The sequence below is a fragment of the Brevundimonas sp. FG8 genome, assembly GCF_057808845.1.
In genome coordinates this window covers 1-12,684 of record NZ_JBMDIU010000003.1, presented here as the reverse complement: position 1 = coordinate 12,684, position 12,684 = coordinate 1, and the positions used below count along the sequence as shown (strand labels likewise).

Sequence of the window (12,684 nt, the reverse complement as noted above, 5' to 3'; positions counted from 1 at the left end):
CCGCGCCCCACCGTGAACCTAGCGCAGCGCTTCGACCCGGTCGGCGAGGATCACCACGTCGCGGCGGCAGTCGTTGACGAGGGTGGAGCCCTGCCAGTCGTGGGTCTGGGCGCCGCTGCGGTCGGCCCAGGCGAGGGTGCGGCCGTGCAGGCGGATCTTCATGCCGTTCAGGTCGCCGGAGGCGCGCTGGAGGTTGCGCGGCAGGGCGGCGCTGACGCAGTCGTTCGGAATGCCCCGGTCCAGATCGCGCTGCTCGCCGTACAGGTGGATCTCGCCGTTGCGGATCAGGGCCCAGCCCTCGAACTGGTCCGCCGAGGCGTCGAACCACGCGGGCGCGGCGGCGACATTGCCCGGCGTCGTGGCGCAGGCGCCGACGGTGACGACCGCCGACAGGGCGAGGGCGACGGGGGCGAGGCGGAAGGTCGGGCGCATCATGCTGATCCTTGGGCTGGTCTCCGGGTCGGAGACGTCACTGTGGAGCGGAGACCGCGACATCCTGATGACGCGCGGCTCCGTCTCTCCTGCAACCGCTGACGCCGTGAAGGGCTCCCGGCCTTACGGCAATCAGCCGCCGACCGAGGTCAGGCCGCCCATGTAGGGGACCAGAACGTCCGGCACGCGGATGGAGCCGTCCTCCTGCTGGTAGTTCTCCATGATGGCGACCAGGGTGCGGCCGACCGCGAGGCCCGAGCCGTTCAGGGTGTGGACGAACTCGGTCTTCTTCTCGCCGTCGCGCTTGAAGCGGGCGTCCATACGGCGGGCCTGGAAGTCGCCGCAGTTCGAGCAGGAGCTGATCTCGCGATACATGCCCTGCGACGGCAGCCAGACCTCGAGGTCGTAGGTCTTGCGGGCCGAGAAGCCCATGTCGCCCTTGCACAGCAGCATCTTGCGGTACGGCAGTTCCAGCGCCTGCAGGATGGCCTCGGCGCAGCCGACCATCCGCTCGTGCTCGGCGTCGGAGTCCTCCGGCCGGGTGATGGAGACCAGCTCGACCTTGGTGAACTGATGCTGACGGATCAGGCCGCGGGTGTCGCGACCCGCCGACCCGGCCTCGGCCCGGAAGCAGGGGGTCAGGGCGGTCATGCGGATGGGCTCGGCCAGCTCGCTCTCGGGCAGGATCTGCTCGCGGACGAGGTTCGTCAGGGAGACTTCGGCGGTGGGGATGAGGAAGTGACGATTTCCGATCGCTCGAACTTGGCTCGCGCTCTGTTCCTTCAGCTTCGCATTGACGATTTTGTCGTCTTTGATGTCGAGCGACCAATCTCGAGCATCATCCGCGACAAACCCAATGGGGGCGGAAGCAGCCCACGAGTGGCGGAAACTTGCGGCGTTCAAGAAGCTGTTCGCGAAAAACAGATCGTCTTCAAATTTCGGAAGCTGCCCCGTCCCGAACATGGCCTCGTCGCGAACCAGATACGGCGGGTTCACCTCCAGATAGCCGTGCTTGTCCGTCTGGAAGTCGAGCATGAACTGGCCGACGGCGCGTTCGAGGCGGGCCAACTGGCCCTTGATGACGGCGAAGCGGGAGCCGCTCATTTTCGCGGCGGCCTCGAAGTCGAGCAGGCCGAGGGCCTCACCCAGATCGGCATGATCCTTGGCCGGGCCGGTTTCGCGCGGCGTCCCCCAGCGGCTGACCTCGACGTTGCCCGCCTCGTCCTCGCCGTCAGGCACGTCGTCGGCGGCGAGGTTCTTGAGGCCCGCCAGCAGGTCACGCAGCTCCTTGCCGACGCTGGCCTCGACCTGTTCGGCGGCGGCGATGTCGGCCTTGAGGGCCTCGACCTCGGCCTTGAGGCGGTCGGCCTCGGCCATGTCCTTCTTGGCCATGGCGGCGCCGATCAACTTGGAGGCGGCGTTGCGTTTGGTCAGGCCCTCCTGCGCCGTGGTCTGGGCCGCGCGCAGCTCGCCGTCGAGGCGCAGCAGGTCGGCGACCAGCCCGTCAGCCTCCTCGACCCCGCGCGACGACCAGCCGCTGACGAAGGCGGCGGGATTGTCACGGATGGCGCGGATGTCGTGCATGGCTCTAACTCTTGGATGGGAAGCGATGCTCTAGCGGGCGTGGGGGATTCCGCCAAGGCTGGCGGTGCGAAGCGGGCGTTTCCTCTCCGTCGCGGTAGCGATGGGGAGGCGGCTCCGAGCCGTGCGAGGAGACGGAGGGGCTTCCACCGAGCGCGCGGACAGAACCCCTCCGTCACGCCGCGACTTCGCGGCGCGCCGCCTCCCCTTGGCGACGCCAACGGGGAGGAGAAGCGGGATTTTCGGGTTCAGAAGCCCGATTCATCGTCGTCGCCTGCGCTTGCGGAGGCGCGGACGGGGCGGGTTGGGGCCGGGCACGGGCTCCGGCGGGGGCGCGTCGAAAACCGGGTGTGAAGAGTGTAATTGGTGTGACGGCGAGGACGCCCGCCCGGCCGGGGTTTCCGGCGCCGGATCAAGGCGTTGGTTGACTTCATCGGCGGTGACCGGCAGCCGCGCGCGCATCTGGCGGTCGCGCAGGGCGAGGTTGAGGATGCGCCCCCAGCGCAGGGCGAGCTCGACCTTTCCCCGCTGGACGGCGTCGGTCACGCGGGCGGCAGCGAGGCGATAGACCTCCTCCATGTCCGGAAGCGGCGTGTCATCGAGGGCGAGATCGCAGGTCATCCGGACAGGATGACATGCCGATGCGTCAGTATTGGACGTATGGAGTTAGCGCCGCCGCAGGCGTTAGCGGCTAAATGGCTCAGATGGCAACTGGGAAGGTGATTGGTGGTTGGTGATTGGTGGTCAGCGGCTGAACAGTCTGTTCCAAGGCGAGCCCCTGACGGAGACGCATCCAGTGACCAATCACCAATCACCAATCACCGTCGGGCTCCGCCCCACCCGCCTGTGGCTTACCCGTCAGATCAGCCCCGACAGCGGCGAGCTGGCGCTGGCGTACATGCGGCGGGGCATGCGGCCGGCCAGATAGCCCTGACGGCCGGCGATGACGGCGTGCTTCATGGCGCTGGCCATCAGGATCGGGTCCGTGGCGCCCGCGATGGCGGTGTTCATCAGGACGGCGTCGCAGCCCAGCTCCATGGCAAGCGTGGCGTCCGAGGGGGTGCCGACGCCCGCGTCGACCAGAACCGGCACCCTGGCCTGCTCGATGATCAGGCGGACGTTGACCTTGTTCTGGATGCCCAGACCCGAGCCGATGGGGGCGGCGGCGGGCATGATGGCCGCGGCGCCCGCGTCCTCCAGCCGCTTGGCCATGACCACGTCGTCGGTGCAGTAGACCATGACCTGGAAGCCGTCCTTGATCAGCAGATCCAGCGCCCGCAGGGTCTCGACCATGTCCGGGTACAGGTGGACGGTGTCCGACAGCACCTCCAGCTTGACCAGATCCCAGCCGCCAGCCTCGCGCGCCAGACGCAGGGTGCGCACGGCGTCCTCGCCGGTGAAACAGCCCGCCGTGTTGGGCAGGAAGGTGAAGCGGTCGGGCTTCACATAGTCGACCAGCAGGGGCTGGTTCGGGTCGGTCAGGTTCACCCGGCGGACGGCCACGGTGACGATCTCGGCCCCCGCGGCCTCGGCGGCGTCGGCGTTCTGCTGATAGGTCGCGTATTTGCCGGTGCCGACGATCAGGCGGCTGTTGAAGGTGCGGCCGGCGACGGTCCAACTGTCGTTCGCGGAGACGGAAACGGGGGCATGTGCGTTCATGCCCCCGCTCCTACGCCTTCAACGGCCCGGTTTGAACCCTCAGGCGCCTTGCGGCAGCGCGTAGGCGATCACTTCGTCTGACACGGGGGTCTCCATGAAGTGGTGGCCGCCCGGTGCGATGACCAGGAACTGGCGACCGCCGACCTCATAGACCATCGGCGTGGCCTGGCCGCCGCCCGGCAGGTGATCGGTCCACAGCGTCTTGCCGGTCTTCAGGTCGATGGCGCGGATCAGATCGTCGGTGGCCGCGGCGATGAAGACCACCCCGCCCGCCGTCACGACCGCCCCGCCGTTGTTCGGCGTGCCGATCTCGACGGGCAGCATGGACGGGATGCCGAACGGTCCGTTCTTCAGGGCCTGCCCCAGCGGACGGTCCCAGATGGTCCGGCCCGAGCGCAGGTCGATGGCGCGGATGCCGCCATAGGGAGGCTGCTTGCACAGCAGGCCGGTGAAGGGCATCCGCCAGCCGGCGTTGACGCTGATCGCATAGGGGGCGCCCGCCTGCGGGTCCCCTGCCCCTTCGGCGCCGCCCTTGCGGGCGTTCGGCTCGCCGCGCGGGACCCAGCCCTTGCGGTCGGCTTCAGCGCGGGGAACCAGACGGTTGTAGTTCGGCATGTCGTTGTAGTTGGCGACGATCACGCCCCGCGCCGGATCGACGGCGATGCCGCCCCAGTCCGAACCGCCGTTGTAGCCGGGATACTGGATATAGCGGCGATCCGCGGTCGGCGGGGTGTAGAAGCCCTCGTATGAGGCGCTGCGGAACTGGATGCGGCAGATCATCTGGTCGATCGGCGACATGCCCCACATCTGCTTCTCGGACAGGTCCTTTTCGCGGCGCAGGGTGTGATAGCCGCTGGTCGGCTGGGTCGGGGTGCGCATCTGCGGCTCGACACCGCCGCGCGGAACCGGGATTTCATTGACCGGGGTCAGCGGCTGGCCGGTGGCGCGATTCAGGACGTAGATGTCGCCCTGTTTGGACGGCAGCACGACCGCGGGAACCGGGCCGCCGGCCGTGGGAAAGTCCACCAGCGTGGCCTGTGAGCCGAGGTCATAGTCCCAGACGTCGTGACGGACGGTCTGGAAATGCCAGCGTGGCTTGCCCGTGGTGACGTCCAGCGCCACCAGCGAGGTCGCATAGTCCAGCTGCGGGCCCCGACGGTCGGCGCTGACGTAGTCGGCGGCGGTCGAACCGAGCGGCAGATAGACCAGACCCAGACGCTCGTCGCCCGAGGCCGTGGTCCACATGTTGGGCGTGCCCAGTGTATAGATCTGGCCTTCCGGCGGGGTCGTGTTGATGTCCGGCCGGTTCATGTCCCAGGCCCAGCGCAGCCGGCCGGTGACGGCGTCAAAGCCCTTGATGACGCCCGACGGCGCGTGGCGGTACTGGCCGTCGAGGATCTGGTGGCCGATGACCACCACGCCGCGCACGATGGTCGGGGCCGAGGTGATCGAGACCATGCCCGGGATAAGGCGGCCCATGTCGGCCGAGGTGTCGACCTGACCATTCTGGCCGAAGCCGGAGCAGCGCCGGCCGGTGCGGGCGTCCACGGCGATCAGACGGGCGTCCAGCGTGCCCCAGATGATCCGGGTCGCGCAGGGATCGGTCGCGACGGCGTTGGGGACGACATAGTAGCTGACACCCCGACAGGCGGCCGTATAGGGGATCGAGTCATCGCTGACCTGCGGATCGTGCTTCCACAGGTTCTGACCGGTCGCGGCGTCCACTGCCAGAACCATGTTCTTGCCGGTGCAGATGTAGAGGGTGTTCCCGATCTTCAGCGGGGTGTTCTCGGACGCATATTTATTCTGCGCGCCGGGACGGTCGCCCGGCAGGTCGCCGGTGTGCAGGCTCCAGACCCGCTCCAGTCGGCCGACGTTCTCGGGCGTGATCTGGGTCAGGGGTGAATAGCGCTGGGCGTGGTAGGTGCCGCCGTAGGCGGGCCAGTCGGCGCCGACCGGCAGGGCGTCAGGATCGCTGGACGCGATCTGCCGCGCCGCCGGCATATCCTCGCTGATATGGACCCTGGCGGCGTTGGCCGAGGCGATGCCGCCGATCAGGAACAGGGCCAGAAGACCGACCGCGCCGCCCGCGGCCCAGACCTTGCCCCGGCCGGGTTTCAGCACCGGCAGGGCGGCGAGGACGAAGACCAGCAGAACGGCAGGCGCGATGACCCGGGGCACCAGCCCCCAGCCGTCGATCCCGACCTCCCACAGCGCCCAGAGCGCCGTCAGGACGAAGACGCCTATGTAGATGAGGGCTCCGAGCAGGCTGCGCCGGATCAGCAGCACGCCGCTGGCCAGCAGGCCCAGGCCCGCCAGCAGATAGTACCAGGACCCGCCGAGACCGATCAGCCAGCCGCCGCCGACGGTCAGGGTCAGGCCGATCAGGGCCAGAATGACCCCCAATGCGATGATGAGACCTCCCGCGAGGCCTCCGGCTTTGCGCTCGACGGACATGACGTCTCCAGCGTGGTTTTGGGTTTGTCTGCGCAACACCCCGTTGGAGGTCCGGTTCCGGACCAAAACAGACCCGGTTGCTGATCGACCATCAGATTCCGTTGCACGCGAACGGAAGCCGGCGCCTTTCGTCAGTTTTCGAGCGGGAGCGATCGTGAGCCACTAGGCTTCCGAGTCGTCGCTCAAGGAGTCCCGCCATGCAGATCCGGTCCATTGTCGTCAGGAGCGCCGTCGCCTTGCTGCTGGCTTCGATGGCGATCACGACGATCAGCTGTTCGACCGCGACGGCGCCGACGGTCGCCACGGCGCCGGCCCCTCCCCCGCCGCCTCCCCCTCCTCCGCCGCCCCCTCGGCCTCCCGCGCCCGCGCCCGTGGCGTCCGGCGAGGCCCCGACGGAGGTCGGCGACGTGGTGGTGACCGGCAGCCGCGTGCGTCGCGACGACGCCGGCGAGGGTCTCGCCGAGGCCGCCGCGCCCGACGCCCGCATCGCCGCCGCGACGCCCGTGGCCACCCTGCCGCCACGCAGCACGCCGCCGGCCGCCGCGCGGGTCCCGCAGGCCGGTCTGCTGACGGCGGGCGACTATGACGACCTGCTGAACCCCAGCTGGTACGCCGACTATGTGGGCCGCTACCTGCAGGGCCAAGGTCAGGGGGCGGGCGACCAGAGCCTGCCGTGGGTCGATACGCGGCAGGCCATCACGGTCTCGGTGCGCGACGCCGAGGGGCGTCCCGCACCGTTCGTGGAGGTGTCGGTCTCACGGCCCGAAAGCCCGCCGCTGCGCCTGCGCACGCTGGCCGACGGGACGGTCGTGCTGTTCCCGCAACTGGACCGGCTGGGCCGCACGGCGGACATCACCGTGGAGGGGAACACCCGCCGCCTGACGGTCGGACCGGACAGCGGGATGGAGATTCGCACCGCCCGCCGCGCCGCCGAGGTCCGGGCCTTCGACCTGCTGCTGGTCATCGACGCCACGGGCAGCATGGGCGACGAGATGGAGTATCTGAAGCGCGAGCTGGCCTCGATCATGGACTCGCTGGCAGAGCGCCATCCCGGGGTGAACACGCGGATCGGCCTGATCGTCTATCGGGACAACGGCGACCAGTATGTGGTGCGCGACTTCCCCTTCACCGCCGATGTAAGTGAACTGGTCCGGCAGCTGGAGGCCCAGCGGGCGGACGGCGGCGGCGACTATCCCGAGGCGATGGATCAGGCCCTGACGCGGGCGATGGACTATCCCTGGCGCGAGAACGCGGTGCGCTCGATCGTGCTGGTCGCCGACGCCCCGCCGCATGACAACCGGATCGCCGCAACCTGGGAACAGGTGCAGGCGGCGCGGGATCGCCGCATCCAGATCACCCCCGTCGCCGCCAGCGGCGTGGGCCATCGGGCCGAGTTCGTGATGCGCGCCGCCGCCGCCGCGACCCAGAGCCGCTATCTGTTCCTCACCGACGACAGCGGCGTGGGCAATGCGCACGCCACGCCCGAGGTGAAATGCTACGTCGTCAGCCGCCTCGACAGCCTGCTGCGCCGGGTGCTGGACGGCCAGATCTCGGGCCGCCGGATCGAGCCGACGGTCAACGAAGTGATCCGCACCGTCGGCCCCTACGACCGGGGCGCCTGCGGGCCGAAATAGGCGGGATCAGCCGCCGCCGACGAACTGGACGACCTCGATGCGGTCGCCCTCGGCGACGGGGGTGACCGCGTGTTGGGACCTGGGGACGATCTCGAGATTCCGCTCCACGGCGACCTTGCGTACGTCCAGTCCCAGCTCCTCCACGAGGGTCAGGATGGTGGTCGCGTGGACCTCGCGAAGTTCGCCGTTGACCTGAATCTGCATGCCCTTGCGTCAATCTTCTTGCGGCGCGCGCTTGCCTGTCGCCACGCCTCAGCTAAAAGGCCCGATCCGATTCCATCGGAACGTCACCTCTGCGAGCGAATGCCCGACAGCCCCGTCCTCTACGTCCTGAATGGCCCGAACCTCAACCTGCTTGGGGTGCGCGAGCCTGAAATCTACGGACGCGAGACCCTGGCGGACGTTCAGGCGCTGTGCGAACGCACCGCCGCGGGGGCGACCGTGGTGTTCCGCCAGACCAATCACGAGGGCGAACTGATCGACTGGGTCCAGGAGGCCCGCGAGAAGGCTGACGCGCTTGTGATTAATCCCGCGGGGTACGGACATACGTCCGTGGCCCTGCTGGACGCCCTGAAGACCCTGACGGTTCCGATCGTCGAATGCCATTTGTCGAATCCGGCGGCGCGCGAGCGTTTCCGGCATCGCACCTATGTGTCGGCGATCGCCGCCGGCGTGGTTTCGGGCTTCGGCCCGATGAGTTACGAACTGGCCGTCAAGGCCGCCCTTGGACTGGTGCAGGAACGCAGCCTGTCCGAGGATCGTTCGCATTAAAGGACAGCAAGAGGCTCCCATGGCCGACCCGAAGAAGAACGAAGCCGAAATCGACGCGACCCTGGTGCGCCAGCTCGCCGACATCCTGAACGACACCGATCTGACCGAGATCGAGGTCGAGAAGGACGACCTGCGCATCCGCGTCGCCCGTGAAGTTACGGTGGCCGCCGCCCCGGTGACCTATGCCGCCGCTCCGGCCCCGGTCGCCGCCGCGCCGGCCGCCGCCGCCGCTCCGGTCGCCATGGCCTCGGACCCGGCCACCATCGTCGCCCGCTCGGGCGAAGAGGTGAAGTCGCCGATGGTCGGCACCGCCTATCTGCAGGCCTCGCCGGAAGCGCCGAAATTCGTCCAGCCGGGCGACAAGGTGAAGAAGGGCCAGACCCTGCTGATCGTCGAAGCCATGAAGACGATGAACCCGATCCAGGCCCCGCGTGACGGCGTCGTGGCTGAAGTCCTCGTCGGCGACGCCCAGCCGGTCGAGTTCGGCGAACCGCTCGTCCTGCTCGAGGCGTAAGCCATGTTCAGCAAGGTCCTGATCGCGAACCGCGGCGAAATCGCCCTGCGTATTCACCGGGCGTGCAAGGAGATGGGCATCTCCACCGTCGCCGTGCACTCGGAAGCCGACCGGGGCGCCATGTGGGTGCGTCTGGCCGACGAGAGCGTCTGCATCGGGCCTGCCCCGGCCGCCAAGTCGTACCTGAACATCCCGTCGATCATCGCGGCCGCCGAGATCACCGGCGCCCAGGCGATCCACCCGGGCTATGGCTTCCTGTCGGAAAACGCGCGCTTCGCCGAGATCGTCGAAGCCCACGGCATGACCTTCATCGGCCCCAAGCCGGAGCACATCCGGGTCATGGGCGACAAGATCAGCGCCAAGCAGACCGTTCTGGCCGCGGGCATCCCCTGCGTTCCGGGTTCGGACGGCGAGGTCGAGACCATCGAGGACGCCATCGAGGCGTCCAGGACCATCGGCTTCCCGCTGATCGTCAAGGCCGCCGCCGGCGGTGGCGGGCGCGGCATGAAGGTCGCCCTGACCGCTGACGATCTGGTCGAGGCCGTCCAGACCGCCCAGACCGAGGCCAAGGCCGCCTTCGGCAACGGCGCGGTCTACATGGAGCGCTACCTCCAGAAGCCGCGCCACATCGAGATCCAGGTGATCGCCGACAGCCACGGCAACGTCGTGCACCTGGGCGAACGCGACTGCTCGCTGCAACGCCGCCACCAGAAGGTTCTGGAAGAAGCGCCGTCGCCGGCCCTGTCGGCCGAGGGCCGCAAGAAGATCGGTGAGACGGTCAACAAGGCCATCGCCGCCATCGGCTATCTGGGCGTCGGCACCATCGAGTTCCTGTGGGAGGACGGCGAGTTCTTCTTCATCGAGATGAACACCCGCCTGCAGGTCGAACACCCGGTCACCGAAATGATCACGGGCGTCGATCTGGTTCGCGAACAGGTGCGCATCGCCGCCGGTTTGCCGCTGTCCTTCACCCAGGCGGACGTGACCTTCGAGGGCCACGCCATCGAGTGCCGCATCAATGCGGAAAACTCCGAGACCTTCACCCCGTCGCCGGGCACGGTCACGGACTTCCACGCGCCGGGCGGTCTGGGCGTGCGTCTGGATAGCGCCATCTACGCCGGCTATTCGATCCCGCCCTACTACGACAGCCTGATCGGCAAGCTGATTGTCCATGGCCGCGACCGCGAGGAATGCATCGCGCGCCTGAAGCGTTCGCTGGGCGAAATGGTTGTCGGCGGCGTCGATACGACGATCCCGCTGTTCCAGAAGCTGCTGGCCGAGCCGGACATCCTGTCCGGCGATTACGACATCCACTGGCTGGAGAACTGGCAGAAGCGCCAGAAGGGCGAAGCGTAGGATCGCGGTGGAGGAGCCGGGCTTCAGCGCCAGCGCCTCCTCCGGCCTTTTCGGGCCGGATGAATTGCTGAACTGCTATGCGACGGGCGTCTTTCCCATGGGAGAGGCGCGTGATGATCCGCGCGTGTTTCTGGTCGAGCCGGACCAGCGCGGCGTGATCCCGCTGGACGGCTTTCACATCCCCACACGTTTGCGAAAGACCGTGCGGGGCGAACCGTTCGAGGTGCGCGTCAGCACGGCGTTCGAGGCGGTGCTGGACGCCTGCGCCGCCGCCATGCCGGGGCGCGAGGACACCTGGATCAACGCCCCGATCCGGAGCCTGTATCTGGAGCTTCAGGCGCGCGGGAACGCCCATTCCATCGAGTGCTGGCGGGACGAGCGGCTGGTCGGCGGCCTGTACGGCGTGACGCTGGGCGGCGCCTTTTTCGGCGAGAGCATGTTCACGCGTGAGCGCGACGCGTCAAAGATCGCTCTGGTGCATCTGGTGGCGCGGCTGAAGCGCGGCGGCTGGCGGTTGCTGGACGCCCAGTTCCTGACCGAGCATCTGAGCCAGTTCGGCGCGCTGGAGACGCCGCAGGCCGCCTATCTGAAACGTCTGAAAGCGGCGCTGCCGGTCAGGCCCAATACGCGATCGCTGTTCGAACCGATGACCGGCGCGGAGGCGATCTACTACGCCTTGCAGCCGACGATCCAGGCGTCGTAGATCGGGTGTTGCAGGCCGCTGACGGCCGGCGACGAGGCGAACATCCAGCCCCGGAAAATCTGACGGGGAGGCGCGGGCTGGGTCGTGCCGCGCGGCTGGATGCTGACTTCCAGATAGGCGATCGAATCCTCGACCTGCTCGTCCGAGGCCGAAACCTCGCAGGCGCGGGCGGTGAAGATCAGGGAGCGCTGGAAGCGCACGGGGCGCCCGCCCACCTCGATCTCGAAACGCATGCGTTCGGTCGTGATTTTGTCGACGGCCTCGACGATGGCGATGCGACGGCGCTGGCGACGGCCCGGCGTGGCCGGTGGCTCGGCCTGAACCTCGGCGGTTTCGACGGCGGCCTCTTCCTCGGCGGCCTCTTCCTCGTCCGGGACTTCAGGCGTCACGGTCGTGGGCGCGGGCGGGGTGATGGCGACCGGAACGCTGGGCGCGGGCGCGGCTTCGGGAGCCGGTTCGGCGGGCGGGGTCTGCTGGCGGTTGAGATCCGCCGTGGTGTCCTGGATCGGACGGGCATCCTGCGGGATGTCGTTCAGCGCGGACGCCACGACGGCGCCGCCGGCGAGAATCGCCGCGGACGACAGCCCCGCGAGAATGAGCCCCCGATGTTTCATTCCGGCCGCCAGGCCTCGTAGTCGCCGGTGGCGGCGGGACGTTTGCCTTCAGCGGTCAGCGAGCCTTGCGGACGCCAGGCCATCGGGGTGCCGGTCAGGTTCGGCAGGTGATCCTTTTCCCACACGCGGCGCGGCAGCGGATGTTCGCTGGGCGCTTCGTCGTAGGTGTAGTGCAGCCAGCCGTGCCAGTCCGGCGGCACCTTCGAGGCGTCGGCATAGCCGTTGTAGATCACCCAGCGCCGCTTGCGGCCGTCGTAGCTGACGGTGTCGCGCGACTGGTAATAGGTGTTGCCGAACTCATCGGTCCCGACCTTTTCGCCACGCTTGGCGATGGTGAAGAAGGTGCCGATGGTGGCGCCGCTGGTCCAACCGAAGATTCTGCCTAGCACGTCGGGAATTCCACTCGTCTGGTGTCGACCGGAACAGCCAGACGACAGCGGCGCGATCATAGAAACCGCGAAGGCCTACGTCCAGCGCAACGCGGTCGGCCGCAAACTCAACATCTTGGGGGTAACCATGCCTCCACATGCCAGATTTATTGCAGATCGCGGGTTTCCGTCGTTAACGTCGGCGAAAGCCGCCCAGAGACCTCCTCGAGACCGTCCAGAAACTCCATGCGTCCCCTGCCCCGCTTCGCCACGCTCGCCGCCGCCGTTCGCCGATCCGTTCGCGAGATCGAGCAGGGCGGCCGCCTGATCGAGGCGCCGGCGCCGGAGACCTGGTCGGACGCACGGGTCGAGGCCTGGCTGGACTGGGCCGCGTCCGAAAGCCTGCCGCTGGACGGTGAAGACCCCATCATCGAGGCCGCCTGCGCCTGGGCCGAACGGCATGCGCGGGATGCGGACGAGGCCGCGGAACTGGCCGCCACATTGCGACTGGGTCTGGCCACCCCGGCCCGCCCGCAAGCGGTCGCCCCGGGCGACGCCCTGAACCTGTCCGATCCGGGCGCGGCGCGCTTGGTCT

Annotated in this window: 13 protein-coding genes and 1 pseudogene; 6 read left to right on the top strand and 8 right to left on the bottom strand. The window is 68.4% G+C overall.

The genetic code is table 11. The features are described 5' to 3' along the window. Positions 1-18: 18 nt before the first annotated feature. The 5 genes from ACODRV_RS06315 to ACODRV_RS06295 form a co-directional block, all read right to left on the bottom strand. Positions 19-432, bottom strand: a complete 414-nt coding sequence (locus ACODRV_RS06315) for a hypothetical protein (protein WP_488907768.1) — start codon at positions 430-432, stop codon at positions 19-21. A gap of 132 nt (positions 433-564) precedes the next feature. After that, positions 565-2,016, bottom strand: a complete 1,452-nt coding sequence (gene serS, locus ACODRV_RS06310; RefSeq protein WP_488907767.1) for a serine--tRNA ligase — start codon at positions 2,014-2,016, stop codon at positions 565-567. A 258-nt stretch (positions 2,017-2,274) separates the two neighbouring features. Then, on the bottom strand, positions 2,275-2,634 hold the full coding sequence (locus tag ACODRV_RS06305) for a hypothetical protein (protein ID WP_488907766.1): 360 nt from the start codon (positions 2,632-2,634) through the stop codon (positions 2,275-2,277). A 237-nt stretch (positions 2,635-2,871) separates the two neighbouring features. Continuing rightward, complete coding sequence (locus tag ACODRV_RS06300) at positions 2,872-3,672, bottom strand: thiazole synthase (RefSeq protein WP_488907765.1); 801 nt, start codon at positions 3,670-3,672, stop codon at positions 2,872-2,874. Between the two features lie 39 nt (positions 3,673-3,711). Beyond that, positions 3,712-6,129 carry a membrane-bound PQQ-dependent dehydrogenase, glucose/quinate/shikimate family gene (locus tag ACODRV_RS06295; RefSeq protein ID WP_488907764.1) on the bottom strand — a complete coding sequence of 806 codons (2,418 nt, stop codon included), beginning with the start codon at positions 6,127-6,129 and terminating at the stop codon, positions 3,712-3,714. Between the two features lie 197 nt (positions 6,130-6,326). On the opposite strand from ACODRV_RS06295, the gene ACODRV_RS06290 reads away from it, so the two are divergent. After that, on the top strand, positions 6,327-7,763 hold the full coding sequence (locus tag ACODRV_RS06290; protein WP_488907763.1) for a vWA domain-containing protein: 1,437 nt from the start codon (positions 6,327-6,329) through the stop codon (positions 7,761-7,763). A gap of 6 nt (positions 7,764-7,769) precedes the next feature. Here the strand turns inward: ACODRV_RS06290 and thiS are convergent, their stop codons facing one another. Continuing rightward, positions 7,770-7,967 (bottom strand): sulfur carrier protein ThiS, encoded by a 198-nt coding sequence (thiS, locus tag ACODRV_RS06285; RefSeq protein ID WP_141626705.1) that lies wholly within the window; start codon positions 7,965-7,967, stop codon positions 7,770-7,772. Between the two features lie 99 nt (positions 7,968-8,066). Here thiS and ACODRV_RS06280 point away from each other — a divergent pair, with 99 nt between their 5' ends. From ACODRV_RS06280 to aat, 4 genes are read left to right on the top strand one after another with little or no spacing between them, the layout of a single operon-like run. After that, entirely contained in the window at positions 8,067-8,534 is a 468-nt protein-coding gene (locus ACODRV_RS06280; RefSeq protein ID WP_488907762.1) for a type II 3-dehydroquinate dehydratase, read from the top strand. 19 nt (positions 8,535-8,553) lie between these two features. Further along, complete coding sequence (gene accB, locus ACODRV_RS06275) at positions 8,554-9,048, top strand: acetyl-CoA carboxylase biotin carboxyl carrier protein (RefSeq protein ID WP_488907761.1); 495 nt, start codon at positions 8,554-8,556, stop codon at positions 9,046-9,048. 3 nt (positions 9,049-9,051) lie between these two features. Then, positions 9,052-10,404, top strand: coding sequence for an acetyl-CoA carboxylase biotin carboxylase subunit (gene accC, locus ACODRV_RS06270; protein ID WP_141626708.1), 1,353 nt, complete (start codon positions 9,052-9,054; stop codon positions 10,402-10,404). 7 nt (positions 10,405-10,411) lie between these two features. Continuing rightward, positions 10,412-11,107 (top strand): leucyl/phenylalanyl-tRNA--protein transferase, encoded by a 696-nt coding sequence (gene aat / locus ACODRV_RS06265; RefSeq protein ID WP_141626709.1) that lies wholly within the window; start codon positions 10,412-10,414, stop codon positions 11,105-11,107. Here aat and ACODRV_RS06260 read toward each other — a convergent pair. Both ACODRV_RS06260 and ACODRV_RS06255 read right to left on the bottom strand, forming a co-directional pair. Further along, the gene (locus ACODRV_RS06260; RefSeq protein WP_488907760.1) at positions 11,074-11,721 is read right to left on the bottom strand and encodes a DUF2155 domain-containing protein; all 648 of its coding nucleotides are present in this window, start codon (positions 11,719-11,721) and stop codon (positions 11,074-11,076) included. The two genes, aat and ACODRV_RS06260, sit on opposite strands and share 34 nt — an antisense overlap. Next, on the bottom strand, positions 11,718-12,110 hold the full coding sequence (locus tag ACODRV_RS06255; protein WP_141626711.1) for an NADH:ubiquinone oxidoreductase subunit NDUFA12: 393 nt from the start codon (positions 12,108-12,110) through the stop codon (positions 11,718-11,720). The genes ACODRV_RS06260 and ACODRV_RS06255 overlap by 4 nt, the downstream gene beginning before the upstream one ends. Before the next feature lie 225 nt (positions 12,111-12,335). Here ACODRV_RS06255 and ACODRV_RS06250 point away from each other — a divergent pair. Then, positions 12,336-12,684, top strand: a pseudogene (locus ACODRV_RS06250) (TSCPD domain-containing protein); the annotation flags it as partial.